This window comes from Massilia sp. P2_C2 (assembly GCF_056404615.1).
Genome location: NZ_JBFUDR010000061.1, coordinates 1 through 26,385 on the forward strand (window position 1 = coordinate 1; position 26,385 = coordinate 26,385).

Annotated in this window: 22 protein-coding genes and 1 pseudogene; 9 read left to right on the top strand and 14 right to left on the bottom strand. The window is 64.7% G+C overall.

Annotated elements, in window-relative coordinates; genetic code table 11:
* The 6 genes from secG to AC1DYX_RS09965 form a co-directional block, all read right to left on the bottom strand.
* A partial coding sequence (gene secG / locus AC1DYX_RS09940; protein WP_477258652.1) for a preprotein translocase subunit SecG occupies positions 1-438 on the bottom strand: 438 nt, incomplete at its 3' end.
* 115 nt (positions 439-553) lie between these two features.
* Complete coding sequence (gene tpiA / locus AC1DYX_RS09945; protein ID WP_477258653.1) at positions 554-1,300, bottom strand: triose-phosphate isomerase; 747 nt, start codon at positions 1,298-1,300, stop codon at positions 554-556.
* A 112-nt stretch (positions 1,301-1,412) separates the two neighbouring features.
* Complete coding sequence (locus AC1DYX_RS09950; protein WP_477258654.1) at positions 1,413-2,399, bottom strand: NAD(P)H-quinone oxidoreductase; 987 nt, start codon at positions 2,397-2,399, stop codon at positions 1,413-1,415.
* Between the two features lie 353 nt (positions 2,400-2,752).
* On the bottom strand, positions 2,753-3,073 hold the full coding sequence (locus tag AC1DYX_RS09955; protein ID WP_477258655.1) for a KGG domain-containing protein: 321 nt from the start codon (positions 3,071-3,073) through the stop codon (positions 2,753-2,755).
* A 173-nt stretch (positions 3,074-3,246) separates the two neighbouring features.
* Positions 3,247-3,861 carry a tetratricopeptide repeat protein gene (locus AC1DYX_RS09960; RefSeq protein ID WP_477258656.1) on the bottom strand — a complete coding sequence of 205 codons (615 nt, stop codon included), beginning with the start codon at positions 3,859-3,861 and terminating at the stop codon, positions 3,247-3,249.
* A 45-nt stretch (positions 3,862-3,906) separates the two neighbouring features.
* Complete coding sequence (locus AC1DYX_RS09965; protein ID WP_477258657.1) at positions 3,907-4,668, bottom strand: GIN domain-containing protein; 762 nt, start codon at positions 4,666-4,668, stop codon at positions 3,907-3,909.
* 294 nt (positions 4,669-4,962) lie between these two features.
* Here AC1DYX_RS09965 and AC1DYX_RS09970 point away from each other — a divergent pair, with 294 nt between their 5' ends.
* Positions 4,963-6,366 carry a M16 family metallopeptidase gene (locus AC1DYX_RS09970; protein ID WP_477258658.1) on the top strand — a complete coding sequence of 468 codons (1,404 nt, stop codon included), beginning with the start codon at positions 4,963-4,965 and terminating at the stop codon, positions 6,364-6,366.
* A gap of 11 nt (positions 6,367-6,377) precedes the next feature.
* Positions 6,378-7,805, top strand: a complete 1,428-nt coding sequence (locus AC1DYX_RS09975; RefSeq protein WP_477258659.1) for a M16 family metallopeptidase — start codon at positions 6,378-6,380, stop codon at positions 7,803-7,805.
* 72 nt (positions 7,806-7,877) lie between these two features.
* On the opposite strand, the gene AC1DYX_RS09980 is transcribed toward AC1DYX_RS09975, so the two are convergent.
* The 7 genes and pseudogenes from AC1DYX_RS09980 to AC1DYX_RS10010 all read right to left on the bottom strand — a co-directional run bounded on the left by AC1DYX_RS09980 (position 7,878) and on the right by AC1DYX_RS10010 (position 14,169).
* Positions 7,878-8,066, bottom strand: a complete 189-nt coding sequence (locus AC1DYX_RS09980; RefSeq protein ID WP_477258660.1) for a hypothetical protein — start codon at positions 8,064-8,066, stop codon at positions 7,878-7,880.
* Positions 8,067-8,249: 183 nt separating this feature from the next.
* The gene (locus AC1DYX_RS09985; RefSeq protein WP_477258661.1) at positions 8,250-10,157 is read right to left on the bottom strand and encodes a hybrid sensor histidine kinase/response regulator; all 1,908 of its coding nucleotides are present in this window, start codon (positions 10,155-10,157) and stop codon (positions 8,250-8,252) included.
* Positions 10,154-11,452, bottom strand: a complete 1,299-nt coding sequence (locus tag AC1DYX_RS09990) for an ATP-binding protein (RefSeq protein ID WP_477258662.1) — start codon at positions 11,450-11,452, stop codon at positions 10,154-10,156. Before AC1DYX_RS09990 ends, AC1DYX_RS09985 begins: the two co-directional genes overlap by 4 nt.
* Positions 11,449-12,480, bottom strand: coding sequence for a SpoIIE family protein phosphatase (locus AC1DYX_RS09995; RefSeq protein ID WP_477258663.1), 1,032 nt, complete (start codon positions 12,478-12,480; stop codon positions 11,449-11,451). Before AC1DYX_RS09995 ends, AC1DYX_RS09990 begins: the two co-directional genes overlap by 4 nt.
* Positions 12,468-12,935, bottom strand: a complete 468-nt coding sequence (locus AC1DYX_RS10000) for an anti-sigma regulatory factor (protein WP_477258664.1) — start codon at positions 12,933-12,935, stop codon at positions 12,468-12,470. Before AC1DYX_RS10000 ends, AC1DYX_RS09995 begins: the two co-directional genes overlap by 13 nt.
* Positions 12,935-13,290: pseudogene (locus AC1DYX_RS10005) on the bottom strand (STAS domain-containing protein). Before AC1DYX_RS10005 ends, AC1DYX_RS10000 begins: the two are co-directional and overlap by 1 nt.
* Before the next feature lie 9 nt (positions 13,291-13,299).
* Positions 13,300-14,169, bottom strand: coding sequence for an STAS domain-containing protein (locus AC1DYX_RS10010; protein ID WP_477258665.1), 870 nt, complete (start codon positions 14,167-14,169; stop codon positions 13,300-13,302).
* Positions 14,170-14,458: 289 nt separating this feature from the next.
* Between AC1DYX_RS10010 and AC1DYX_RS10015 the strand changes: the two genes are divergently transcribed.
* The 6 genes from AC1DYX_RS10015 (at position 14,459) to AC1DYX_RS10040 (ending at position 24,165) form a co-directional block, all read left to right on the top strand.
* Positions 14,459-15,412, top strand: coding sequence for an IS1595 family transposase (locus AC1DYX_RS10015; RefSeq protein ID WP_477258666.1), 954 nt, complete (start codon positions 14,459-14,461; stop codon positions 15,410-15,412).
* Between the two features lie 482 nt (positions 15,413-15,894).
* Positions 15,895-17,718: a hypothetical protein gene (locus AC1DYX_RS10020; RefSeq protein WP_477258667.1), complete on the top strand. Its 1,824-nt coding sequence runs from the start codon at positions 15,895-15,897 to the stop codon at positions 17,716-17,718.
* Positions 17,719-17,951: 233 nt separating this feature from the next.
* Positions 17,952-20,369 carry an outer membrane beta-barrel protein gene (locus AC1DYX_RS10025; RefSeq protein ID WP_477258668.1) on the top strand — a complete coding sequence of 806 codons (2,418 nt, stop codon included), beginning with the start codon at positions 17,952-17,954 and terminating at the stop codon, positions 20,367-20,369.
* Between the two features lie 295 nt (positions 20,370-20,664).
* Entirely contained in the window at positions 20,665-22,257 is a 1,593-nt protein-coding gene (locus tag AC1DYX_RS10030; RefSeq protein WP_477258669.1) for an endo-1,4-beta-xylanase, read from the top strand.
* A gap of 193 nt (positions 22,258-22,450) precedes the next feature.
* Entirely contained in the window at positions 22,451-23,944 is a 1,494-nt protein-coding gene (locus AC1DYX_RS10035) for a gluzincin family metallopeptidase (protein ID WP_477258670.1), read from the top strand.
* A 17-nt stretch (positions 23,945-23,961) separates the two neighbouring features.
* Positions 23,962-24,165, top strand: a complete 204-nt coding sequence (locus AC1DYX_RS10040; protein ID WP_477258671.1) for a hypothetical protein — start codon at positions 23,962-23,964, stop codon at positions 24,163-24,165.
* 165 nt (positions 24,166-24,330) lie between these two features.
* Here AC1DYX_RS10040 and AC1DYX_RS10045 read toward each other — a convergent pair whose 3' ends face one another.
* Positions 24,331-25,263, bottom strand: coding sequence for an IS5 family transposase (locus AC1DYX_RS10045; protein WP_477258672.1), 933 nt, complete (start codon positions 25,261-25,263; stop codon positions 24,331-24,333).
* Positions 25,264-25,410: 147 nt separating this feature from the next.
* Here AC1DYX_RS10045 and AC1DYX_RS10050 point away from each other — a divergent pair, with 147 nt between their 5' ends.
* Positions 25,411-26,220, top strand: coding sequence for a response regulator transcription factor (locus AC1DYX_RS10050; RefSeq protein ID WP_477258673.1), 810 nt, complete (start codon positions 25,411-25,413; stop codon positions 26,218-26,220).
* Positions 26,221-26,385: the final 165 nt, after the last annotated feature.

A 26,385-nucleotide genomic window follows, 5' to 3' on the forward strand; every position in this document is an offset into this window, starting at 1 on the left:
CTTGGCGGGCGCGGCAGCCGGTGCGGCCGGCACGCCGGCGGTCGGCGCTGCCGGCACGTCCTGCGCGGCAGCCGGTGCCGGTGCGGCCGGCGCGGGAGCCGGCGCGGTCGTCGGGACGGCATCGCCGGCGCCGGCCGGCGCCTTGTTGGCCGGAACGGTCACGTGCTCCATCACACCGCCGCCAACGCTCGCATGCGGGCGGCTGGTGCCGAAGTACGCCAGGCCCAGCGTCGACGCGAAGAAGATCGCCGCGGCGACGGCCGTCGATTTCGACAGGAAGTTCGACGAGCCGCTGGCGCCGAACAGGCTGCCGGATGCGCCGGAACCGAAGGCGGCACCCATGTCGGCACCCTTGCCGTGCTGGACGAGCACGAGACCGATGATGGCCAGCGCGGAGACGACCTGTACGACGACGATCAGATTGAACAACACGTTCATTGTTTATTCCATTCCAAGGTTGAAACTACGTTGCTAATAACGAATCCCGGCAGCACCGGGGGTGATTCATCGCCTGGACCCGGGGCGCCGGACCGGGAACCCAACCCGGCGTTATTCAGGCTGCGTGAATGATGGCAAGAAAATCTTCCGCCCTCAAGGCCGCGCCCCCGATCAGCCCGCCATCGATATCCGGCTGGGCCAGCAGATCCTTTGCATTCTCCGGCTTCATGCTGCCGCCGTACAGGATCGGTACGACATCCGCCGCCAACGCATTACGCGCCCTCAGCTGCGCGCGCACCTGCGCATGCACTTCCTGCGCCATCTCGGGCGTCGCATTCCTGCCGGTGCCGATGGCCCATACGGGCTCATAGGCCACGACGATCTTTGGCACCGCCGCCGCGTCGATCGCTTCCAGCACGGCGTCGAGCTGGGCGCCGACCACCTGCGCCGTCTCGCCTGCCTCGCGCTGCTCCAGCGTTTCGCCGACGCACACGATCGGGGTCATGCCCTCGGCCAGCACTGCCAGCGCCTTCTTCGCCACCAGCGCGCTGTCTTCGCGATGGTAGGCGCGGCGCTCGGAGTGGCCGACGATCACATAGCGGCACGCAAACTCGGCCAGCATCTGCGCGCACACCTCGCCGGTGTAGGCGCCGAACGCATGGATCGAGACATCCTGCGCGCCCCAGGCGACCGGCGTACCGGCCAGCACTTCCTCGCACTGCTGCAGGTAAGGCGCCGGCACACAGACCGCACATGCGGCGGGCGCATTGTCGAGTCCTGCAACGATGCCTTCGAGCAGCGTAACGTTTGCCGTGCGGCTGCCATTCATCTTCCAGTTGCCTACGATGAGTTTGGCGCGCATCACAACCTCACGGTCAAATAACCCGTTATTGTAACGGGCGTTGAAACACCGGTCAAACCGGGCTTGGCATGGGCGATCTCTTGTTTATTCATTATAGTTTTCTGCAGTTTTTTCAGTTGGCAGCCACATTCAGCATGATCTTGCCGACGTGCGTGCTGCTTTCCATCAGGGTGTGGGCGTTGGCAGCTTCCTCGAGCGGGAAAGTCTTGTAGATGACGGGCTTGATGCGGCCCGTTTCCAGCAGCGGCCATACGCGCTCGCGCAGTTCGCGCGCGATTCCAGCCTTGAACGCCACCGGGCGCGGACGCAGCGTGGACCCCGTGATCGTCAGGCGGCGGCGCAACACCTGGCCCAGGTCGACGTTCGCCTTCGCGCCGCCCAGCAGCGCGATGATGACGATGCGGCCATCGTCGGCCAGGCAGGCCATCTCGCGCGCCACGTAGTCGCCGCCGACCATGTCGAGCACGACGTCCACGCCCTTCCCGCCCGTCAGTTCCTTGACGACGGCCGCGAAGTCCTCGGTCTTGTAATTAATCGCACGCACCGCGCCCAGGTCTTCGCAGGCGCGGCATTTGTCCGCGCTGCCGGCCGTGGCGAAGACGCGGTGGCCGAGCGCAGTCGCGAGCTGGATCGCYGTGGTGCCGATGCCGGAGCTGCCGCCCTGCACGAGCAGGCTCTCGCCCTCGGCCAGCGCGGCGCGCTGGAACACATTGCTCCACACGGTGAAATACGTCTCGGGCAGCGCCGCCGCCTCGAGCGGAGACAGACCCATGGGCACCGGCAGGCATTGCGCCAGCGGAGCCGCGCAGTATTCGGCGTAGCCGCCGCCCTGCACGAGGGCGCAGACGAGGTCGCCCTTTTTGAAATCGCTGCCGGACAGGTCGCCGTCGACGATCTCGCCGGCCACTTCGAGCCCCGGCAGGTCGGACGCACCGGGCGGCACGGGATATTGGCCCAGCCGCTGGAACACGTCCGGCCGGTTGACYCCGGCCGCGAGCACGCGGATGAGGACTTCGCCCGTCTTCAACCCCGGCACGGGGCGCTCGCAGGGCTGGAGCACCCCGGGCCCGCCGGGCTGGGTGATTTCGATTGCACGCATGGCATACCTTGGTTAAATAAAGAGCAATTGTACGCGAGCGCAACGGATCACCCAACCATAAACGGGCCAGAAAATAGCAGATAACGCTAACAACGAGCAAGAAAATGCTCGTTTGTATCACGAATGTAGTAAATTTACTGCAAAAACGTCGATTTGTAAGAAACGTGGGCGACTACCCTCTGCCGCCCTGCCTCGCACGCGCGGCGCACGCACGAAACGACACCGCCAGCCCGGAGGCTGGCGGTGTCGGTAACGTAGTGTGTGCGATACGGAACTGCCGGAGCGGTATGCGATCCCACCAGTGGTGCCGGTGCACGCCAGACCGCCGCGGCGTTCAGAATCGGCGCATCACATCACTTCTTGTTGTCGTTCTTGTGGCTCTGCGAGCCGGCCTTGGCATGCTGCTCCGGGGTGCCGCCGCGGGTGCTTTGGCCGCTCTGCTGGCCGCCGCTCTGCTGGCTGCCCTGCTGGCCGCCGCTCTGCTGGTTACCGTCGTTCTTGTGGCTCATCGAACCGGCCTTGCGTGCTTCCTCCGACGTGAACTCATGGGCATTGCCCGAAGCGTGAGCGGCCTTGCCGCCTTCCGAGGCGATTTCGCGCTGCTTCTGCGGGTCCATCGATGCGAAACCGCGGTTGCTGTTGCCGCCGCCTTGATTGTTGCCCTGGTTTGCCATGATTGCCTCCAATAATGATGATTAGGTGAGACACCAGCCTGTACCACCGGCTGAGAGATTTTCATCCTAGTCTTGTAGAGACGACCGGGACACCAAGGATTTGCCATGCGCGTGTAGGACAACACCCCATCAGGCTGTCGGTGACATCCGTACATCATGTGGCAACTTAGCGTTCAAGAACCCCCGCCGCCCGTATGGGAAACGGTCGGCAACGGCATGCCCGGTTTCCAGTTGCGCGACAGGGCTTGTGCCTCGTCGACCTGCTCCTGGGTCATCTGCCTGGCGAGCGATGCGCGCTGCTCGATGGCGTTGCGGTGGCCGTTGGCGGCGGCCAGGTTCCACAGCATGTAGGCGATCACGAGGTCCTGCGGCATGCCCGCCACGTGGTAGCGGTACATGAGGCCCAGCGCGTGCTGGGCCTCCGGATGGCCCTGCTCGGCGGCCTTGCGGAACCATTGCACGGCCAGCTGATGGTCCTGCGGCACGGAATTGCCCGTGTAGTACATCGCGCCGATCACGTACTGCGCGTCGGCCTTGCCCTGCACGGCGGCCTTGTAGTGCCAGGAAAACGCCTGCCGGTAATCGCGCGGCACGCCGCGGCCCATGTAGTACATCAGGCCCAGCAAATGCTCCGCGTCCGCGTTGCCGGCCTTGGCAAGCGGCGTGATCTCCTTCAGCGCCAGCGCATAGTTACGGGCATTGTAGGCATTGGCGCCCTCCGTGAGGCCCGCCATGGCGCTACCGTGCAGGCCCAGCGCGAACAGGATGGCAACGGTCAGTTTTCTCATTGTCTCGTTCGGATCGTGAGGCAATACCTCTATTTATTTTGACGCTTACTTCCAGCTCACCTTGCCCAGGCCGTCGACCGCGACCTTGCGGTTCTGCGGCTTGCCGTACACCGTCACGGAACCCATGCCGGACAAATTCAGGTTGGCGTTCTGGCGCGCCGTCACGCGCGCATTGCCGAGGCCGGACAGGTCGATGTCGACCGAGTCCGCGTTGCACTGCTGGGCATCCAGGTTGCCCAGGCCGCCGAGGTCGGCCTTGAGCCACTTGGCGCGCCCGCTCAGCGAGATGAACCCGGCACCGTGCAGGTTCAGGTCGATTCCCTCCCCGTTCAGGCCCTGCATCTGCATGCTGCCGATGCCACCCAGGCTGGCCCGTACGAGACGGTAGCTGCCGGCGATCTTCATCGAGCCGGCGCCATCCAGCGTGACGTCCAGCTCGTCGCCGGAAAAGCCGGACACTTCCGTCGTCCCCAGGCTCTCGGACGTGACTTCGCGCAGCGCCGGCAGCACGAGTTCCGCATGCAGCGAACCGGTGCGCACATGCCCCTGCACGTCGGTATCGATGTTCAGCGTGTCGCCGCTCTGCGACGTCATCGTCCGCGCCAGGTAGCGCGGCTCGCCCGTCAGGGTCAGCGCGGGCGTGCCGCCCTGGCGGATCCGCAGGTCGATGGCGCCGTCCACCTTCACCCGCACGACGCGGGCGTCGATGGGGCGCGACTCCGTCGTCACGTCGGCCGCGGCATGGGCGACCCCGAGCACGACACACAGGGCGGCGCCAGCCGGAGCGAGCGAGAAAATCTTGTTCATCCGTTTCTCCGTGTCCTGTTCTTTTAAAGAGTATTGGTCATTGAACACAGAATAAACGGAGCGGCCTCGCCCACCCAGCGGATTGCGACGAACTGCAAAAAGGGCCACCTGAGCGACATCCGGACGTGACTGGCATGCATAGGGGAAGCCGTTCATTATCTCGCGGCAGACCCCGTCCAAATGTCTCTGTTTGTCACGATTTGTCATAAAGATATGCATCAACAATTCATGACTTTTGCGTGTGTTGCGTTAAGATAAATTGATGCCCTCAACCCATAACCATAAAGGTGATCAATGCGCCTGCGCTTTTTGCCAGCCCTGCTGGCCGGCATGTCACTCTCGTTCTCGTTCCCGGTCGTGGCACACGCCGCGACCAGCGACCAGTGGACCCTGCCGGTCAACGTCAAGAAGCTCGACAACGGCCTGACGGTTGTCGTCTCCGAAGACCACAGCACGCCGACCGTCGGCGTCTCCGTCGTGTACCACGTCGGCATGCGCCTCGAGCCGCGCAACCGGACGGGCTTCGCCCACCTGTTCGAGCACCTGATGTTCCAGGGCACGCCGAACGCACCGAAGGGCGTGTTCGACCGCGCCATCACGGGCGGCGGCGGTCGCAACAACGGGTCCACGCGCCCCGACTTCACCAACTATATCGAGACGGCGCCGGTATCGTCGCTCGAACCGATCCTGTGGCTCGAGGCGGACCGCATGAAGACGCTCGACTTCAACCCGGCCACGCTGAAGAACCAGCAGGACGTGGTCAAGGAAGAGATCCGCGTGAACGTCAAGAACCAGCCGTACGGTGGCTTCTACTGGCTCGACATCAGCCAGCTCGCGTTCCAGAAGTGGGAGAACAATCACGACGGCTACGGCAGCTTCGAAGACCTCGAGGGCGCCAGCCTGGACGACGTGCGCGGTTTCCACCGCGACTACTACGGCCCGAACAACGCCGTGCTGGCGATCGCCGGCGACGTCACGCCCGCGCAGGGCTTCGCCCTCGCGCAGAAATACTTCGGCGCCATCCCCGCCCGTGCGACCCCGAAAGGTTCCGACTTCGAGGAAGGCCTGAACACCCAGGAAAAACGCATCGAGCAGAGCGACGCACTGGCCCAGGTGCCGGCCGTGGCGGTCGGCTGGAAAGTGCCGCCGCCGGGCAGCCGCGACCAGGCGCCGATGGCCGTGCTGTCGGAACTGCTGGCCGGCGGCGACGCGTCGCTGTTCTATCTGAACCTCGTCAAGGGCCGCGAGATCGCCCTCAACGTCCAGGGCGGCTTCGGCCTCACCGGTCCGTTCGAATACGGCGGCCCCACGTTGTTCACCGTGTTCGGCCTGTACAAGCCGACCAGCAGCGCCGACGCGATGCTGGCCGCGATGGACGAGCAGATCGCGGGTGTCGTGAAAAACGGCGTCGACGCCGCCACCCTGAAGCGCGTGAAGACCCGCATGCTGGCCGACTGGAACAACGACCTGGAAAACATCCTGAACCGCGCCGACACGCTGGCCAAGCTGCAGACGCTGTGGGGCGACGCCCACGTCGTCAACAAGGTACCCGGCTGGATCGAGGGCGTGACCTCGGCCGATATCCAGCGCGTGGCCGCCACCTACCTGACGAAGGCGAACCGCACCGTGATCGACCGCAAGCCGGCCGCGAAGGCCGCCGCCCCCGCCCCGGCCCCGGCCGCCGCCGACAAGAAATGAGGAGCGCATCGATGAACAAACTGATGCTGACGATGGCCGTCGCCGCGCTGTTCGCGCACCCGGCCCGGGCCGCGGACGAACCCGCGGCCGCCGACAAGAACCCGGCCACCGGAATGCCGGCCTATGCGAAGGACAAGCCGCTGCCCGTGCCGCACATCGGCAAGAAAACGCTGGCGAACGGCCTGCAGGTGTGGGTCGTGCCGCGCACCGGCATCCCGCGCGTGGACATGGTGCTGGCCGTGCGCGACGCGGGCCTCGCGGCCGACGATGCGGACCACCCGGCCTTCGCCAACCTGATGGCGGGCCTGCTGAACGAAGGCACGGCGAAGCGCGATTCGCGCGCGATCGCCGAGGCCGCGCAGGGCATGGGCGGCTCCGTCGCCGCCGGCGCCAGCGCGGACGGCATCACGGTGCAGGCCAGCGCCCTCGCGTCGCAGGCCGGCCCGATGATGCAGCTGCTGGCCGAGGTCGCGCGCACGCCATCGTTCCCCGCGAACGAGGTGGCGCTGGCCAAGGCGAACGCGCTGCAAAGCCTGCGCGTGTCCGAGACCCAGCCGCGCTTCCGCGCCGAGCGCGCGATCAACCGCGCCATCTACGGCGATCACCCGTACGGCCACATGACGCCGACCGCGGCATCGATCGAATCGACCACCGAGGCATTGCTGCGCGCCGAGCACGCGAAGCGCTTCCGTCCGGAGCGCGCGCTGCTCGTGATCACGGGCCGCATCAAGGAAGCCGATGCCCTGAAGCTCGCGCAGCAAGCCTTCGGCGACTGGAAAGCGGGCGGCCCGGCCCCGGCCGAGGTGCGCAAGGCCCCGGCCAGCGCGAAACCCGTGYGCCTGGTGCTGGAACGCGGCGGCAGCGTGCAGTCGACGCTGCGCCTCGGCAGTCCGGGCATCGCGGCGACGGCGGCCGACCAGATCCCGCTGCGCCTGGCCAGCACGATCCTGGGCGGCGGCTTTTCCAGCCGCGTGAACATCAAACTGCGCGAGGAAAAGGGTTATACCTACGGCGCCTCGGCCGGCGCGCGCCTGCTGCGCGAAGGCGGCGGCATCGTCGGCGGCGCGGACGTGCGCAACGAAGTGACGGGCGCCGCGCTGACCGAGTACTTCAACGAGTACAAGCGCATCGGCGCCGACCTCGTCCCGGCGGACGAGATGCGGATGCACAAGCGCTACGTGGCGGGGGGCTATTTGCTGAGCAACCAGATGCAGCGCGCCGTCGCCGGCACCCTGGCTTCCAACTGGCTCGTGGGCCTGCCGGCCGAGTTCCTGGGCGAATACGTGCCGCTGATCGAGAAGGTCACGCCGGAACAGGTGCGCGACGTCGCGCAGAAGTATTTCGCGCCGGAGAACCAGTCCATCGTCGTCGTCGGCGACGCGAMGGCCGTCGGTGACCAGCTGAAGGCGTTCGGCGACTTCACGGTGACCGACAAATAAGCGACAAATAAGCCGCGCGTGCGCAAGCCTCCCGGGGGCGGGCCCGGGAGGCTCTTCATTTCCTGGCTGGCGTTATTTTTTCGCCGACTGCTTCGAGCCGCCGCTCGACGACTGCTTCGTCTCGCCGTGTTCGGCGCGCTGCTTGTTCACGATCCGTGCGGCGACCTCCTCCTCGCGGCCGGGGTAGCGGTGCTCGTCCTTGAATTCCGTCTCGAGCTTCTTGAACTCGCGCTCGCGTTTCCGGCTGGCTCCCTTGGGCATGATGGCCTCCATTCGTTGCGATGGTGGCGCCAGATTAGGCCGATGCAGGACCGGTGTTTGTGCGCTGCCGCACGTTATGGGGAATGCGAACGTGCGTTGAACGCGTGGGCTCGGGGAGCCCACCCTACCCGCAACGCATCCGTAGGGTGGGCACCCCGTGCCCACGCGCCCGGCAGCATATGATCAGCCCTGGAGGGCTTTTTCGAGGTCCTCCAACTCGGCCGGCTTGACGAGGTGCGCATCGAACCCCGCCTCCTGCGCCTTGCGCCGGTCCTCCGGCGACCCATATCCCGTGTGCGCCACGAGGCGGATCGCCGACAGCTGCGGATGCCGCTTGAGCATGCGCGCCAGCTCGTAGCCGTCCACGCCCGGCAGGCCGATGTCGAGCACGATCACGTCCGGCCGCTGTTCCAGCGCCAGCTGCACGAGGTTGCCCGCGTCGGCCGTCGTGTGCGCCTCGTAGCCCATCTCGGCCAGCAGGAAGGCCATCATCTCCATCGCGTCCACGTTGTCGTCGACGAGCAGCACCTTGCGGCCGCTCGGCGTCGACGCCGGCGGCCCCCCCGCGGCGTCGGCCGCCGCCGTGCCCTGCCCGGCGTCCTCCGTGCGCAGCACCGGCAGCTCGACGGTGAAGGTGGAACCGAGGCCGATGCCGGGACTCGTCGCGGACAGCCGGCCGCCGTGCATCTCGAGCAGGCGCGAGACGAGCGACAGGCCGATGCCGAGGCCTTCCGGCGCGCGGTCCGGCGGCACGGCGGCCTGCGCGAACATGCCGAAGATGCCGAAGATGCGCGACAGGTTGTCCTCGGCGATGCCGATGCCGTTGTCCTGCACGGCGATGCGCACGACGGCGCCGTCGAGCGTGACTTCGACCTTGATGCGCCCGCCCTTGGGCGTGAACTTGGCCGCATTGTGCAGCAGGTTGCCCATCGATTGCGCCAGCCGCACGGAGTCGCCCATCAGCCAGATGCGGCGCTCGGGCTGGACCACTTCCAGCCTGTGCTCGCGCGCCGCGATCAGCGGACCGGCCGTCTCGACGGCCTGGGCGATCACGCCCTTCAGGTCGACCTCTTCCTGGCGCAGCGCGATCTTGCCCTCGGAGATGCGGGCCACGTCGAGCAGGTCGTCGACGAGGTGCGCGAGATGGTCGACCTGGCGCGTGATGACCTCGCGCGCGCGCGCCTGGCGCTCGAAGGCACCGTTGCCGGACGCACCCAGCAGCGCGGCCGCATTGCGGATCGGCGACAGCGGATTGCGCAGCTCGTGCGCGAGCGTCGCGAGGAATTCGTTCTTGTTGGCGTCGGCCGCGCGCAGCAGCGCCTCCATCTCCTTGCGGCGCGTGATGTCGCTCGTCACGCGCGCCACGCGGTAGACCTCGTCGCGGCTGTCGCGCACGGGGAACAGGCGGTCGCGCACCCAGCGCAGCGAACCGTCCGGCATCGTCACGCGGAACTCGGCGTCGTAGTGCGGCGCGACCGGCAACGCATCCCACAACGACGCCACGTAGACGCGGTCGTCCGGATGCACGGCGGCCATCCAGCTGCCCGGCTCGCGTTCGAGCACATCGACGGGGCGGCCCCAGATCGTCGCATAGGCCGGGCTCACGTATTCGAGCGCGCGCGCCGGCACGGAGAACATCCAGAACACATCCTCGATGTTGTCGGTCAGCTGGCGGAAGCGTTCCTCGCTGTCGCGCAGCGCGCTCTGGGTCCGCCGCATACGCAGCAGCGCGTTGACGTTGGCGACCAGCTCGTCGGCTTCGATCGGCGCGGCGAGATAGTTGTCGGCGCCGCCTTCCAGGCCGCGGATCTTGTCGGCACGCCCCGTCAGCGCGGCGGACGTCTGCAGCACCAGCACCATCGCACTGTCCGGGTCGGCCTTGATGCGGCGGCACACCTCGATGCCGTTGATGTCCGGGAGCTTCACGTCGAGCAGCACGAGGGCGACGCCGCCGCGCTTGACCACGGCCAGCGCATCGGTGCCGTTGCTCGCCTCGACGACGTCGAAGCCGGCGCTCTGCAGGATCCGGGTCTTGGCGTAACGGGCGCCGTCGTTGTCGTCGACGTTGAGGATCAGGGTCGGGGGAGTCATGTGCGTTCCTCAGGAAAGACGCGCGGCAGCACGAGGCTGAACGTGGAGCCGGCGCCGGGCCGGCTGACCACGTCCACGCGGCCGCAGAGCAGGTCCGCGAGCTTGCGGCACAGGGGCAGGCCGAGGCCCGTGCCCTTGCTGCGCCGCTGCAGCGGATGTTCGATCTGGCTGAATTCTTCGAAGATGAGTTGCAGGTTGTCCGGGCTGATGCCGATCCCGGTGTCGGCCACGGCGAACGTGATGGTGTCGGCCGCGGGATCGTGGAAGGCCGACACGCGCACCGCGCCCTGCTCCGTGAACTTCAGCGCGTTCGAGATGAAGTTGCGCAGCACCTGCGCGATCTTGCCCTCGTCCGATTCGAACGCCTCCGCATAGTCGCACGGTTCGACGATCAGGTCCACGCGCGCCGCGTCGACGAGCGGCCGCAGCATCGCCTTGAGCGCACGGAACAGGTTGTCGACGACGACGGGCGCCCGCTGCACCTCGACCCGGCCCGCCTCGATCTTGGCCAGGTCCAGCAGGTCGTTGACGAGCTCCGACAGGTCGGCCGCGGCGGCCTCGATATAGCGCACCTGGCGCTCCTGCTCGGGCGTGAGGTCGCCGTCCATGCGGTCCAGCAGCAGCTTGGCCAGCGCGCGGATCGACGACAGCGGCGTGCGCAGCTCGTGGCTCGTGTTGGACAGGAAACGCGATTTCATCTCGTCGACGCGGCGCAGGCGCTCGGCCTTGTCCTCGATCTCCGCGTACAGCGCGACGATGCCGCGGTTCGTGTCTTCCAGCTCGCGCGTGAGCGACAGCAGGTCTTCCTGGCGCTCGCGCAGCTCGGCCAGCGTGGCGACCAGTTCGCGGTTCTGCAACTCCAGTTCGCGGTACGTGTTGGCGACAGGACTGTCCTTGGCCAGCTGCGCGGCGATCTCCGACAGGCGCGCGTTGTCGACCCAGGACTGGGGCGGCAGCAGCTTGCGCATGGTGAGCGCGGCGGGCGCCACTTCGCACTCGTCCATCAGGCGATGCGCCGTGACGACGGCGTCGTCGGGCAGCGCGGCCCGGGCGTCGGTGCCGATCGTCATTTCCAGGTACTGGCGCCGCTGGGCGTCGCCGATCAGGAACGTGGCGCGTCCGCTGGAGCCGGACTGCGCCGCGCCGCGCGCCACTTCCGACACGGCGGTGGCGATGCGCACCTGGTCCTGCTGCGAAAACCCGAGCAGGTTCGAGACCTGGCGCGCGCGCTGGCGCACGAGCACGACGTCCTGCTCGTTTGCGAGGCCGATGGCGAGGATACGCTGTACGTTCATGATGAGAATCTCCGGCGCGCGACCAGGACCATCGCGTCGTCGCGGCGACGGATGAAGTCGCGCATCAGCACGGCCGCCACGAGCGCGGGCGCATGCGCGTGCAGGCCGGGATAGGCGTTAAGGTCCCACTGGGTCTGGATGCCGTCCGAGTACAGCACGCACAGCGCGCCCGGCGGGAACGGCGCGGAGAACTCCTGCACCTTGCGCATGTTGTGGCCGACGATGCCGTTGTGCGAAACGAGCGCGCGCCGCGCGGTGCCGTCGACCACCATGCCGCCCACGTTGCCGATGCCGGCGAAGCGCACCTCGCCGCTGCCATAGTCGATCCGCGCCACCGACAGCGCGGCGCCGCGCGTGATGCGCAGCTGCTCGTGCGCCGTGTGCACCACCTCGGAAGGCAGGGCGGCCGGACGTTTTTCCAGCGCGTGGATCGCGCCCGCGGCGGCCTTGGCGGCTTCCGGGCCGTGGCCGAGGCCGTCGACACCGAGCAAGGTCGCGCCGTCCAGGTCGCACGTGACGGCCCAGCCGTCGCCGCATTCATCCTCGCCCGCGAGCGGCGTGCACAGCGCCCCGACTTCCACGCCGCACGGCTCGGGCAAGGCCGTATCCCGCCAGATGCGCATGAAGAAGGCGCTGCCGTGGCCGTGTCGGGTCCAGGCGTCGAACTCGTCGGCCTGGCGGCGCAGCGCACCCAGGCCCGTGCCGGACGTGCCGGCCGTGGAGACGCCGTCGCGCAGCGCGAATTCGAGGTCGACGATGCCGGGGCCGTTGTCGACCGCGATCACGTCCACGCCCGGCGTCAAGACGCTGGACTGGGTGCGCATGATCGTCAACGTGCCTTCGCCCGCGTGCTTGAGGATGTTGGTGGCGGCCTCGGTGACGACGATCGCGAGACGCCCGGCCTTGACGTCGTCGAAGCCGAGCGCATCCGCCAGCTTCTGCCCGGCGCGGCGCGCGGCGGCGACGTCACTGGCATGGGCGATGGCGAAGGTGAGCTGCGGGGACAGCGAACTGATCAGCGTTTCCATTTGACGACCGACACGGCAGTGCCCTCTCCCGGCCGGGAATCGATGTCGAATTCATCGGCGAGCCGCTTCGAGCCGCCGAGGCCGAGCCCCAGGCCGCCGCCCGTCGTGTAACCGTCGCGCAGCGCCAGCTCGAGGTCGGGGATGCCGGGGCCGTTGTCGACGAAGATCAGGCCCACGCCCTTGCGGAAACCGTCGCCCAGCGCATCGAGATAGACCGTGCCGCCGCCGCCGTACTTGAGCGTGTTGCGCGCCAGTTCGCTGGCCGCCGTCACGAGCTTGGTCTGGTCGACCAGCGACAGCGCGATCGCCACGGCGCGCTCGCGCACGTGCTTGCGCAGCGCGACGACGTCCTCGTCCGAACGCAGCGGCAACGCGGTGCGCTCGATACGATCCGGGCGATGACGCTCGAGCAGTTCGGACTCGAAGACCACCGCGTTGTTGAGAGCTGCGCTCATCAAAAATCAGTCTTTCCCAACAGGGCCATGCCCTTCTCGACGTTGAGTGCCGTCGTCACGCCGTGCAGCGTGAGCCCCAGTTCGACCAGCGTGATCGCGACGGCCGGCTGCATGCCGACCACCACGGTCTGCGCGTCGAGCACGCGCGCCATCGCCGCCGTGTTGCTGATCATGCGGCCGATGAACGAATCGACCAGGTCGAGCGCCGAGATGTCGATCAGGACGCCCTTGGCGCGGTCGCGTACGATGCGTTCGGTCAGGTCGTCCTGCAGGGTCATCGCCAGGCGGTCGTGCATGTCGACCTGGATCGTAACCGGCAGCAGGTCGCCCATGCGAGGATCGGAATGCGTTCCATGTGCCGTCCTTATGCCTTCGCGTTGCGCTTGATGACCGACGTGCCCGTGCGCTCGAGCGCGACGAGGAACGCGTCCGCCAGCGTGGCCTTGGTGACGACGTCTTCCAGATTCACGCCCAGGTGGACGATGGTCTGCGCGATCTGCGGACGGATGCCGCTGATGATGCAGTCGGCGCCCATCAGGCGCGCGGCCGCGATGGTCTTCATGAGGTGCTGGGCAACGAGCGTGTCGACGGTCGGCACGCCGGTGATGTCGATGATGGCGATCGCGGCGCCGGTGTCGACGATCTTCTGCAGGATGTTTTCCATCACGACCTGGGTGCGGGCGGAATCGAGCGTGCCGATCAGCGGCAGCGCGAGGATGCCGTCCCACAGCTTGACGACGGGCGTCGACAGCTCCAGCAACTCCTGCTGCTGGCGCACGATGATCTGGTCGCGGGCGCGCTGGAACACCTCGATGGTGTACAGGCCCATCTTGTCGAGCAGGGTGTTGACCGTCCACGACGCGGCGGCCAGCGCGGCCGGGTCGCCCGCGAAGCCCTGGCTCAGGCGGGAGAACAGCGGCTGCTTCAGCGAGAATACGAAGGTCGCCGTCTCGCCCGGCGTGGAACCGCCCTTGGCGCGGGAGGACGAAATCTCGCTCAGGATGTCGCGCACGTCGTCCCACGAGCGGTGCTCGATGTTCTGCAGCTCCCCGGCGCGCGTGGCCTGCACGAACGCGGCCAGGAATTGCTGGCAATGGCGGCGCAGGAGTTCTTTCGAGACGACGTTCGACCGCACCGTCAGCGCTTCCAGCTGCGCCGCCCATTCCGCGCCGATGTCGGCTTCGTGTTCCTGGATGAGCTGGCTGATGCGGGTTGCGTAGTCCTGGGTCGTCATCGATTGTCCTTTTATCATGGAGAGTTGCGCCCGCCTCTATGTATTTACATTTTGGGCAACTCTGTTAAACGGCCGACTAATACCATTTATTTTTTGGACAACACGGCACGATTGCCGGGGGATTCCTCTATTCGGATTGCATTTACATGCCGGGTTCGCAGGTACATCCTTCCAGTTTCGACACGGGAAAAACGCATCATAAACAAACGCTGTGTTCGCGTTTGTTATGTGAACTTTAATTTGTTGCCGAAGTCATACGCATTGTCGAGTTAACTCTTCMGGAGTGACAATGCGCAGCCTGACGTTCGACGACCTGTTCGCCATGTTGGCCGCGGTCGCTTTGTCGGCCAACGACCTGGCCCGGCTACGGGAATGGATCGCCAGCATCGCGCATCCGGCCGAGTGCATCGCCCTGATCGAGCAGGCTGCGCGGGGGCGGCCGTGTCCRCATTGCGGTCACCCGAGGGCGCACCGCTGCGGCCAGGCCAGCGGWCTACAGCGATTTCGCTGCCTTGGCTGCCGGCGCACGTACAACGCCCTCACGGGCACGCCGCTTGCGCGCCTGCGCAAGAARGMRTGCTGGCTSCCCTATCTGCARTGCGTGCTCGAATCGCGCACGGTGCGTGACGCGGCGCGYGTCGTCGGSGTGTATCGCACGACCAGTTTCCGGTGGCGCCACCGGTTCGTTCCCGGTGCCATGCGCGACCGGCCGGCCAGGTTGACGGCCATCGTCGAGGCGGACGAGACGTTTCGTCTGGAATCGCAGAAGGGATCGCGCCACCTGAACCGCAAGCCGAGAAAGCGCGGCGGCGTGGCGAAGCGGCGCGGCATCAACAAGGAACACGATTGCCTGCTCGTTGCACGCGATCGCAGCGGTCAGACGCTCGACTTCCATACCGGACGCGGGCCGGTGACGGCCGAACAGCTGCACGTATGCCTCGGACCGCTACTGCGGGCCGATGTCTTGCTGATCAGCGATGCAGCTGGATCGTATCGCCGTTTCGCAAAGGAGGCCGGCATCACGCATGAGGCGGTCAACGGGAAGGCGGGCGAACGGGCGCGCGGCGCGATCCATATCCAGAACGTGAACGCCTGGCACAGCCGTTTTAAAAGCTGGCTCGTGCGCTTTCGCGGTGTCGCAAGCCGCTACCTGATCAACTATTCGGGATGGCAGAGGTTGCTGGACGCGCGCCGCCTGACGACCCCGGCCGACTGGCTGCGCGTTGCAGTCCAGCTCGGTTAGCGGGTTGGTGCTCGTTTACCGAATCAACGCGAACACAGCCAAGAAAAATCAGGATTGCCCTATAGGAAACTTTTCACAATATTGCTAGACTGGCTACGTTAACGTTCATTAATACTAATATTGGAGACGGGAATGGTGGGTTTAACGATTAAACGGACGGTTCCGGCCGTTCTCGCAGGCTGTGCATGGGTAGCCGGCGTCTGCGCCGCGCAGGAAGCCGAGCCGCAAAGCATCGTCGTGACGGGCGCTACCAAGCCGACTGCCGAAAATATCCTATAGGTAACTTCCGGAGACACGGCTAGAATGGCGGAGTTTCATTCTCGTCAATACTAGCCACGGAGTCCGGAATCGCGGGTTCGATGGTTAGGCGGACAGTGGCGTCCCATGTGGCCTGCGCGGCGGGAACTTTATTGAGGCTTTGAAACAATGCAAGATAGTAAGTTTGTATCTTTAATTCAAAACTGTTTGGGGAGTTTGGGAACGTGATTTCGAGAATAAAAGGGACGGCGGTCGCCGTCGCCGTGGTCTGCGCGCTTGCGAGCGGCGTCTGCGCCGCGCAAGAAGCCGAGCCGCAAAGCATCGTCGTCACGGGCCAGCGCGCCACGTCACCATGGGTAAGGGCCGAAAGCGCCCACGTCGTCGTCGTCTCGAACGCGGCGCGCGCTGATGTCGCGCGCCTCGTCGAACACGTCGAGCGGCTCGACGCACTGCTGCGCACCTATACGGCGGACTATAGCCCCGCGGTTGCGGGGCCGGAACCCAAGCTGAGCCTGATCTACCTGGACGACAACCGCGAACTGGACCGCGTGACGCCTGACCGCCCCTCCGGCAGCATCGGGCTGTTCCGCGACTGCGGGGGCGGCACCCAGGGCTTCCTCGTGCATACGTCGCCGATTGCCGCAGTCACGGACGACCGGCTCGCCACCGCGCCGCTGCACGAAGGCCTGTCCTACGCGTCGCAGGCATACGCCCGCCATTTCCTGTACCGCCATACGGACGTGCGCGTGCCGTCCGCCTGGGTCGAGGGCTTTTCGAGCTATTTCGCGGGCGTGATGTTTGGCACGAACCAGATGGTGATCGGCCGCACGCCGCCCGGCGTCGGCCGCTACTTCGCCTTCCGGGACGAAGGCCATCCTTACAACATCGACTACAGCGACATGCTGGGTCCGGATCCCTACAAGAATCTGGGCGACACGCGGGCACAGTCGGCCCGGGTCGAATATCAGGCGCGGGCGTGGATCCTGGCGCACTACATCCTCGGCGCCGGCGAGCGGCGCCAGCGCCTCGGCACGTTCCTGAACGCGGTCCACAACGGCACCGACCCGGCCGTGGCCCTGCGCGACGCGTTCGGGCTGGACGTGGACAAGGCGTCGACCGAACTGTGGCGCTACCGGCTGCAGGCAGCCAAGGTCCTGCGCGTCGACATGCCGTTCAAGGTCCGCCCCGAGATCACGTTCAAGACGATGTCGGCGACGTCGGGAGAATTCGTGCTGGCCGATACGGTGCTCAAGGCGTGCCCGGTCCGCGCGCAAGGCGAGACGCTGCTGCGCACGCTGACCAAGGACGCGGCCAAGGTGCCGAACGTYGACGCCGGCCAGCTGGCACTGAGCCGCGCCCGCGTCGACTGGGGCGACCCCGCCGCGGCTCTGCCGTGGCTGCAGAAGGCGGCGCGCCGGGCCGATGCCAGCGCCGACGTGCTGGTCCTGCTGGCCCGCGCCAACCTGAAACTGGCCGCGCGGGCGGACGCTGGCGCGCGCAGCCCCTACCTGGATGCTGCCCGCACCAGCCTCGCGCGGGCACGCGAGCGCGAGCCCGGCCTGGGCACCATCGCGCTGGCCGAGCTGGACCTGACGCTGCAGGCGGACGGCGCGCCGAACCGCGCGGCGCTCGAAGGCGTGATCGCCGCCTGGCGCACGACACGCGATTCGGGGCCGCTGGCGCGCGCCGCCGTGCTGGCCTGGTGTTACCTCGTCGACGCACCGAAGGCGGAACACGTGCTGCGCATGCTGGCGAACGATGCCCGCGATCCGGACATGGCGGCGTGGGCCGTGGAGTTCCAGCGCCGCCTCGACACCGGTCTCACGCTGGCCGCCATCCAGGCGGAGATGCGCAAGGGATTGGGCGACGGTCTGCTGGCGGGTGGCGCCAACGAGTGGACTCTCGACCTGGTCAGCGTGATGAAAGAGGTCGAGGCGCAGGCCGGGCTGGAGTATGCGCGCCAGGCCATGCAACAGCAGATGCAGCAGCAAATGATGCAGCAGATGCAAACGCCCACCAACCCGATGCAGCCCCCCTCGAAGCGCTAGCATCGGTACGCACGCGCGATTTGCGTGACGCGTCACGCCGCGCGTGCGCACATCGTTGGAACTTTATCGGGTCGCCGCCGGAATACCGAAAGGAGCGGATTCCGCCGGCCCCGGACCCGGCTTCGAACCAGTCTTGACACGCGCTCAAGGCGCTGAGTGTTTGGAGCCGGTGTCGTCCGGGTGTCTGCCGCCGCGTCAAGTTCATGCACTGGCAACCCAACCCGACCCGATCGATGATTCTCACACCGCACGCTGTCCGCCGCGCCACCCGTGACGTCCTGGCGCTGAAAGTCCTGCCCGCCCTGTTCCTCGGCTGTTTCGCCGCACCGCAACTGTATGCCCAGACCGCACCGCCGGCCACGCCGCAGGCCGCCGCCGGTGCTGCCGCCACCAAAGGCACGACGAGCGTAAAGCCGGCGCCAGGCAATGACACCGACGATGGCCTCGCGACTGTGGAGGTCGTGGCGACGCGTCCGACCAACAAGATCGATCGCGACGTATACGACGTCAAGAACGACATCAGCGTCAGCAATGCATCCGCTTCCGATATCCTGAACAACGTCCCGTCGGTCACCGTCGACCAGGATGGTAACGTGGCGCTGCGCGGCAACCAGAACGTGCAGATCATGGTGAACGGCAAGCGCGACGCCCAGTTCCAGGGTCAGAACTGCGGCGACGCGCTGAACGCGTTTCCGGCCGAGGCGATCGAGTCGATCGAGGTGATCAACGTGCCGGGCGCGGAGTTCGGTAACGAGGGCGGCAGCGGTCCGATCATCAACCTTGTCCTCAAGCGCAACCGCAAGCCCGGCTCGCGCGCGAGCCTGAGCGCCAACAAGGGCACGGAGGGCCGCGCCAATGCCTTCGTGAATGGCGAACGCGCGCAAGGTCCGTATTCGATCAGCGGCAACGTCGGTGTGCGCGAGACGGTGCGCAACAGCTACCGCGAGTCGCAGCGCCAGGATCTCGACCCGGCCACGGGCGCCGTGACGGATGCACAGAATACGGCCGGCAACGGCCAGGTCAGGTCGAAGTCGCTGAACCTGTCGTCGACATTCACGTACAACGTCGGCGAACGGGACCAGGCGGGCGCCTCCGTCAGCTATTCGAAGATCCGCAGCGAAAGCGACAATGTCGGTAGCACGCAGCGCTACGACGCCGACATGAACCCGCTGGCCGACTACACGAGCCGTTCGCAAAGCCTGTCGCCGGCGGAGAACTTCGGCATCGGCGCGTCGTACGACCACAAGAGCGGCGAACCGGGCGAGGACCTGAAGTTCGACTTGCGCTACACGGGCCAGAACAACAGTTCCGATTCCAGCGTCTTCTACGATTACCGGCTGCGTCCCACGCCATTCATCGCCAACAGCGTGCGGTCGACGGACCGGCGCAACCGCATCCTCGACATTTCCGTCGACTACGAGCGCAACGTGTGGGACACGTGGCACCTGAAGGCCGGCGCCAAAGTCGCGGACAGCAAGAACAACAACCCGACGAACTACCTGGGCCAGGACCCGGTGACGGGCGACTACGTGCCGGTCGCGAGCCGCATCAGCGACTTCGAATCGAACGACCGCAACGCGGCCATCTACGGCATCCTCTCCACCAAGCTGTTTACGAACCTCAGCATCCAGGGCGGCCTGCGCGGCGAATACACGCAGCTCGACGTGCGCCAGCCACTGCTGAACGAGGAAGACAAGTACACCTACATGAACTGGCTGCCGAGCTTCTACGCGACCCGCGACATAGGCACCGACGGCATGCTGCAGCTGCGCGCGTCGCGCCGCATCGCGCGCCCGAACGAGCGCGACCTCAACCCGAACCTCGTCTACCCGAACGATTTCAATGCGCGCCAGGGCAATCCGCACCTGCAGCCGGTGAACAATGACCTCATCGAACTGGCCTACCGCGACCGCATCTTCGGCGTCGACAGCAGCTTTACGCTGTTCAAGCGGCGCGAATCGCCCGTGATCGGCAACCGCAGCTATGCGCTCGCCAGCGATCCGAACGTGATCGTCACGTCACCCATCAACTTCGGCGCCAACGATTCCGTCGGCATCGACTTGAATTTCAACGTGCGCCAGCTGTTCCTGCCAGGCCTGTCGGCCAACCTGGGCGGTACGATCGCGCACGAAAGGCGTCAACGCATCTCCAACTTCACCAATGACATGACGGGTGTGGAACAGACGAACCACCGCGAAAACGTCAAGCTGCGGCTTGCGTACCAGATCGGCATGGAAGCACTGCAGCTGAGCGTCAATCGCAACGGTACGACGTTGAACGGGCAGGGCGTCAACGGTGCCGTCACGATGACGAATTTCACCTGGATGCATCGCATCACCCCGCGCCTGTCGTTGAACCTCAATGTGAACAACGTCTTTCACACCGGGAATGTGGAAAGCGATGTCGAGAACGAGGTGCTGCGCCTGCACAGCCTGACGGTCAACCAGCCACGCATCGTGCAGATCGGACTGCGTTACCAGTGGGGCGGCGTGACGGGCGATGACCGTATCCGCAACGGCGGGCGCGGCATGTTCCGTGGCGGTCCGGGCGGCCGTGGCGATGGTGGCGGTGGCTACGGTAACGGCGGCGGTGGGCTCGGTAACGGCGGTGGGAGCGGCGGATACAACGGCGGTGGAGGCGGCGGGTTCTGACAGGCGCCGCCCCGTCGCGCGCTCGCGGCGCCGGGCGCAGGGCGATGCCGTGCCGGGCGGACAATGCCCGTGCAACGCGAGGCCCACGTCGACGGCATCGTTGCCGGTGCCGCCGGGCGTTTGGAGCACTTATCTGTGACGCGTTACGATAAGCCGTGGGCAGCTGGTTTGTTAAATTTTGAAACGCACATTGCGGGAATTCATAACGTGCGTAATGACGCCGGCCGGTAGCATGCTTTCCATTTGTTAACGGAAAATGAACATGATAAAGCATGCTCGAAGCGCCAGGATGTGGTTGCAGTATCTTGTCGGCGGACTATTAAGCCTGATCATCGCCTGCGGCGGTGCGGATGCGGCATACGCCGCGCCGAAGACAACCGGCGGCACTGCAGGAGCGACCTGCAACAATCCCCAGCCGATGACGTTGCCGACCGTGTTGAATGGTCCCGCGAACGTCTGCCTGTTCACCTCCGGCACCGTCGACAGCGTGTCTTCCAGGCTGGCGAATACGTTCACGATCAACGGTGTATCGTATGCCAACGTGGCGTCGAACCAGATGCCTGCCCGCATCAATGGAAATTATTACATCCGGTACGTGGCGAGGCAGAGCGGGGCGCAGTTGCAGGTCAACGGCACCGACCATAACGCTGTCGTCAACTATACGCTGACGGTCAGCGTCGGTGGCACGGGCAGCGGCACGACCAGCCTGGCGCCGGGCAATTACACCTACCAGGCGGGCAGTCCGGTTACGGTCACGGCGACGCCGGCTCAGGGCTCTTCCTTCTCCGGCTGGAGCGGCACCGTCAACGCCGGCACGAATCCGCTGACGATCACCATGGACGGCAATAAATCGCTGACCGCGAACTTTGCTGCGCAAACCAGCGATAGCGAAGCGGGGTTGAAGTCCCTGGCGAGCTTCCCGATCGGCGTGGCCGTGAACGCAGGTTTCGAAAATAACAGCATCATCAACAGCAGTACCAGCGCACAGCAGCAGGCCGTCGTCTTCCCCAATTTCAACCAGATGACGGCGGGTAACATCATGAAGATGGGCTATCTGCATCCTCAGGAAAACACGTTCACGTTCAGCCAGGCCGATGACTTCGTGTCCTTCGCGAAGTCCAATGGCATCAACGTGCATGGTCATACGCTGATCTGGCACGCCGATTACCAGGTGCCCGCTTTCATGACGAACTACGCCGGCGACTTTGCGGCCATGCTGAAGAACCATGTCCAGACGATCGTCTCGCATTTCCAGGGACGCGTGGTGAGCTGGGACGTGGTCAACGAGGCGCTGGCCGACGATGGCCAGCCGACGGTGAACAACATCCTGCGCAGCACCATCTTCAGCCAGAGGATGGGCCAGGACTTCATCGACCAGTCCTTCATCTACGCCCGCGCCGTCGATCCGCAGGTCGACCTGTTCTACAACGACTACAACATCGAAGCCGGCGGACAAAAAACGGCGAACCTGCTGTCCCTGGTCGATGGCATGCGATCACGCGGCGTACCGATCACGGGCGTCGGCTTCCAGATGCACGTGACCATCGACTGGCCGAGCATTACCGCCATCGAAGCCTCGCTGAAGGCCGTGGCGGATCGCGGCCTGAAGGTGAAGATCTCCGAAATGGACGTGAGCATGAAGAGCGCCTACACCAGTTTCACGGCGGACGCGGCGCTCCGGCAACAGCAGCGTTATCACGACATCATCGCGGCCTACCTGCGCGCCGTGCCGGCTGCCCAGCGGGCCGGCATCACGGTCTGGGGCGTGTGGGATGCCGACAGCTGGATCAACCAGCCCGGATCGCCTGACTGGCCGTTGCTGTTCGATGGCAACTTCCAGTCCAAGCCTGCGCTTCAGGGCTTCAAGAATGCTTTGCTGGGGAACTGAGCTTTCACTTCAGGTCCGGCACTTTTGAGCCGCATCAAAAGTCACGAGTCGCGCGCACCTACGCTAGCGCAGGTGGGTGCCGTGCCTCGTCACGGATGTTTCGCCCACTTTTTTTCCATTCCGATTAGTTGCGTACCCGTTGTCCTGATAACACCGATCATCGATCGATTCTGTCTTGAAGGAGGAAATGGAAATGCCGCAACAACTCAACCCAAGGGTTCCTAAGGGAATTCCATTGTCTCGGCGGGCGCCCGAGCCTGTCAACGAAGCGGTCTTGCATGATGGCGGGGTCAATGCCTGGATGGATGACCCGAAGAATGGCACCCCGGTCCAGCGTCCGGCCCCGGCACTGGACGACGGCAACCTGTCGTACGAGATCGAGGACGCCGCGGTTCCTCTCGGGTTTTACTCGGTGGGAACCGCCAGTTTCCGCTATTGGAACGCCGCGGAAGCCTTGCGGCGCGGCGCCAATTTCTGGCAGGCGCGAGTTCCTGATCTGACGTGGTTTGAAGAGATCGGCCCGAGGTTGCCCGTTTTCCTTGACGACGGGGTCGACTTCAATGCGTTTTACGATCGTAGCGCGCTCAAATTCTTCCATGGTGATGCCACGGGAGGCACCGTTTTTTCCGGCGAAAGTCCCGACGTCCTGTGTCACGAGATGGGCCACGCCATCCTGGATGCCATCAGGCCCGATTTGTGGGATGTCGCTGCGCAGGAGGTGGCCGCCTTCCATGAATCGTTCGGGGACATGAGCGCGATCCTGTCGGCGTTGCAGTTGCCGCTGATGCGTGCGGCCGTCATTTCGGAAACCAGCGGCCACATCAACCGGAATTCCCGGCTGTCGCGGCTGGCGGAGCAGCTCGGTGAGGCGATACGCGAAAGTTTTCCCAGTGATGTCGATCCGGACTGCCTGCGCAATGCATCGAACCGCTTCATGTACGCGCCGCCGCTGTTTCTCCCATCGTCCGGCCCCGCATCGGTCTTGACAGCGGAGCCGCATTCGTTCTCGCGTGTGTTTACGGGCGCGTTCCTGGATGCGATGGCCGGCATGCTGTTGGCGGTCGCCCGCGGTCAGGCGCATCCGACGGAAGACCAATTGCTCCAGGTGAGTGGCGCGATGGGCGATATCCTCGTCGCCGGTGTACGCAGCGCCGCCGCCGCTTCCGATTTCTACAGCCAGGTAGCCGGCGGCATGGTGCAGGCAGCGGGACAGGTCGCTCACGTATTCTCGCGTCCGTTGAAGGCGGCTTTCGTCAGGCGCGGGGTCTTGTCCGTGACGTCGGCGACTTCGGTCCGGACTCTGGCCGATGCAGCGGACAGCCTGGCGCCCAGGGTGGGCGCGGCGGCGCCAATGTCCCGTGCGCCTACGCATCTCGCCCTCGACGGCAGGCAATTCGGCCTCGGTGACCAGGCTCTGATCGTCGAAACGGCTTCGCAGCCGCGCAAATTCGCGGCCAACGCCGCCGTCAACGACGTCGCGCAACCAGCGGTCCCGAGTTCCGAAGTGGCGGCGCGCAGCTTCGTGGAGCAATTATTCAAGCGAGGGCGAGTCGATCTCAGCGGAGCGACCAACGACGAAGACCGTATCGATCCATTGTCCGGATTGAAGACGCACCGCCTGGTGAAAGCCAACGGCGCCTTGTTGCTCAAGCGCGTCTTGTGCGATTGTGGCCTGAAACACGACTGATGGAGGCGTCGGACGCAATGAGCGCGCAAGAGCGAATTCCGGCCAACAGCATCGTGCCGGACACTGTTGAGTCGCAGGCCTATGTCCGCGGCATCGTGGAGCGTGGCGAGGCCGCGGTCGCGGATCAGGATGGCAAGCTGCCGCGTGGCGTGACGCACGAGATCGTCGGGCACCACGATGCCAGCGGCTTACCGATTCTGGTACGCAGGAGGATGTATTAGGTAGGCAGCCCGCGCCTGTGCCGGGCGGGCTGGCCACGAGACGCGCAGGAACATTCTCATTCAATCTCGAGTCGCATTCCTCGTAGTTCTAGCGCAGGTGTCGATCAACACGGGCTTTGTTGCATAAATCGGCTGAGCGCGTAATGCCCCAAACCCTGGATGGATTTAGGGCATTGCGACTGTCTTGGGCGTGCCCAGCCGCGTGAAGCGGTTGAGGATGGCGGCACGGACCTGCAACTCGGCGTCCTGGCGGTCGAAGTCACGCGCCATGACACGTTCACCGAGCAGTTTGAAGCAACGCATCTTGGTTTCGACGAGACTGCGTCGATGATACCCGGTCCATTTCTTCCATATCTTCCGTCCGAGGCGGCGCGTCGCGTCCAGGATGGCATTGCGAGCTTCGGCACCCGGCCGCCGGTCCTTCCATGGCTTGGCGTTCCTGCGCGTCGGGATGATCGCTTCCGCGCCTCGCCGTGCAATCGCCTCATGACAGCCTTTCGTGTCATACGCGCCGCCGCCGCTGACGCTCGTGATGGATTCGTCATCGGCGATCTGGTCGAGCAGGCACGGCAGCATCGGCGCGTCGCCGGTCGCGTTGTCGATGACTTCGATGGCCCGGCTTTCCAGCGTGGTCGCGTCGATACCGAGATGGACCTTGCGCCACTGGCGGCGGTAATCGGCGCCGTGCTTCTTTGTCTTCCATTCGCCTTCACCCAGCATCTTGATGCCCGTGCTGTCGACCAGCGGATGCAATCCCGTCGTCGTCGGGTGCGCTCCAATCGTCACCGATAGATGTTTTTGGCGCCGGCTGACGGTGCTGAAGTCGGGAGTCTGCCAGTCCAGGCCAGCCAGCCCAAGCAGGCTTTGCGTCATGCCCATCGCCTGTCGCAGTGGCAGATTGAACAGGCTCTTGATTGTCAGGCAGAACTGAATCGCCGCCTCGCTGTACTTCGGGCGGCGGCCCCGCCTGCCGCTGGCGACGCGGTGCCAGCGCATGTCCTTGTCCAGCCAAACCAGCAGCGGCCAGCGCGCTCTCAACGCTTCGTTGTATTCCTTCCAGTTGGTCGTTCGGTATTTCGGTTTGGCTGGTGCACTCATCCCGTCAGCTTACCCGTGGCCCGGCTTGGCCGCTGCAGGGACGGATTTGTGCAACAAAGCCGATCTGATCTTATAATGTAAATACTTGTAAATTTCTACGGGCAACATGTTTTCACAAAAAAGCTCAGGAAGAACTTTATTGCCAAAATGAAGACCGCTTGGAAACGTAACGTTATTGAAACATGCATTTATCTAAGGAAACAGCATGCAACCAAACAATACGAGCAAAAAGAGGAAATCATGACAAATGTTGCATTAGCGAGTGGGCTAACCATATTAAGAGAAGGTATGCGGAGAGTACTTGGTGCACATCCCGAATTTACAATTACCGAAGAATATAATTGTGCCGACGAAATATTTTCGGACAAATCGATTGTAGACAGGCAAGTTCTTGTTATTGCCACTCCGCTGTACCATTTAACTTACCAAATGCTGCAAGAAATCAAGAGGCTATTACCAACTGTGGCGCTAGTTCTCATCGCTAATAAGCACTCAGATTTGCGGATGATGCACAATTTTGCCGGTAATGCTCGAGGACTCTTAACGCGCAACAGCCCAGCAGAAAACCTCCCACACGCTATCCGTACCGTTGCTTCTGGTCGCCTTTATGCTGATGCAGCTCTAGCCGATATAATTGTCAACGATCCAAGGCTGAACATTTTAACAAACGGATCGCTCCGCTTGACAGACCGTGAGTTCGACATCTTGCGACGTATTGCCACTGGAGAGACTAACCAGGAGATTGCTGATAGTTTGGAAATCAGCAATAAAACAGTGAGCACACACAAAACGCATATAATGGAAAAGACCGGAACCGCATCGGTAGCCGAAATTGTCCGATACGCAATCGAATACGGCTTGATTGATCTGGAGAGCATAGTCGATCGTAGTCATTACCACCTCGATTTTTATATCCCAGACCACCAGTTGCAGCCGCGTCATCCGTCAAAGATGTAGGACGTACTTCGAAACGACCGACGGGATGAGAATCACGCGGATACATACGCATAAAAGCCGAAGGTCTTCGACATTCGCGCTCGTACAAATGCGCGCCATGCCAAGCAGTGAGGTCGGTCGGCATTCGTGTATGCCAACACGGTGTCAAGCAGCAGTCCTTTGCTG

Coding starts and splice junctions, on each gene's coding strand:
- tpiA (WP_477258653.1), bottom strand. CDS start 1,300: ATGCGCGCCAAACTCATCGTAGGCAACTGGAAGATGAATGGCAGCCGC.
- AC1DYX_RS09955 (WP_477258655.1), bottom strand. CDS start 3,073: ATGGCAAACCAGGGCAACAATCAAGGCGGCGGCAACAGCAACCGCGGT.
- AC1DYX_RS09960 (WP_477258656.1), bottom strand. CDS start 3,861: ATGAGAAAACTGACCGTTGCCATCCTGTTCGCGCTGGGCCTGCACGGT.
- AC1DYX_RS09965 (WP_477258657.1), bottom strand. CDS start 4,668: ATGAACAAGATTTTCTCGCTCGCTCCGGCTGGCGCCGCCCTGTGTGTC.
- AC1DYX_RS09970 (WP_477258658.1), top strand. CDS start 4,963: ATGCGCCTGCGCTTTTTGCCAGCCCTGCTGGCCGGCATGTCACTCTCG.
- AC1DYX_RS09980 (WP_477258660.1), bottom strand. CDS start 8,066: ATGCCCAAGGGAGCCAGCCGGAAACGCGAGCGCGAGTTCAAGAAGCTC.
- AC1DYX_RS09985 (WP_477258661.1), bottom strand. CDS start 10,157: ATGACTCCCCCGACCCTGATCCTCAACGTCGACGACAACGACGGCGCC.
- AC1DYX_RS09990 (WP_477258662.1), bottom strand. CDS start 11,452: ATGAACGTACAGCGTATCCTCGCCATCGGCCTCGCAAACGAGCAGGAC.
- AC1DYX_RS09995 (WP_477258663.1), bottom strand. CDS start 12,480: ATGGAAACGCTGATCAGTTCGCTGTCCCCGCAGCTCACCTTCGCCATC.
- AC1DYX_RS10000 (WP_477258664.1), bottom strand. CDS start 12,935: ATGAGCGCAGCTCTCAACAACGCGGTGGTCTTCGAGTCCGAACTGCTC.
- AC1DYX_RS10010 (WP_477258665.1), bottom strand. CDS start 14,169: ATGACGACCCAGGACTACGCAACCCGCATCAGCCAGCTCATCCAGGAA.
- AC1DYX_RS10025 (WP_477258668.1), top strand. CDS start 17,952: ATGATTCTCACACCGCACGCTGTCCGCCGCGCCACCCGTGACGTCCTG.
- AC1DYX_RS10035 (WP_477258670.1), top strand. CDS start 22,451: ATGCCGCAACAACTCAACCCAAGGGTTCCTAAGGGAATTCCATTGTCT.
- AC1DYX_RS10040 (WP_477258671.1), top strand. CDS start 23,962: ATGAGCGCGCAAGAGCGAATTCCGGCCAACAGCATCGTGCCGGACACT.
- AC1DYX_RS10045 (WP_477258672.1), bottom strand. CDS start 25,263: ATGAGTGCACCAGCCAAACCGAAATACCGAACGACCAACTGGAAGGAA.
- AC1DYX_RS10050 (WP_477258673.1), top strand. CDS start 25,411: ATGAAGACCGCTTGGAAACGTAACGTTATTGAAACATGCATTTATCTA.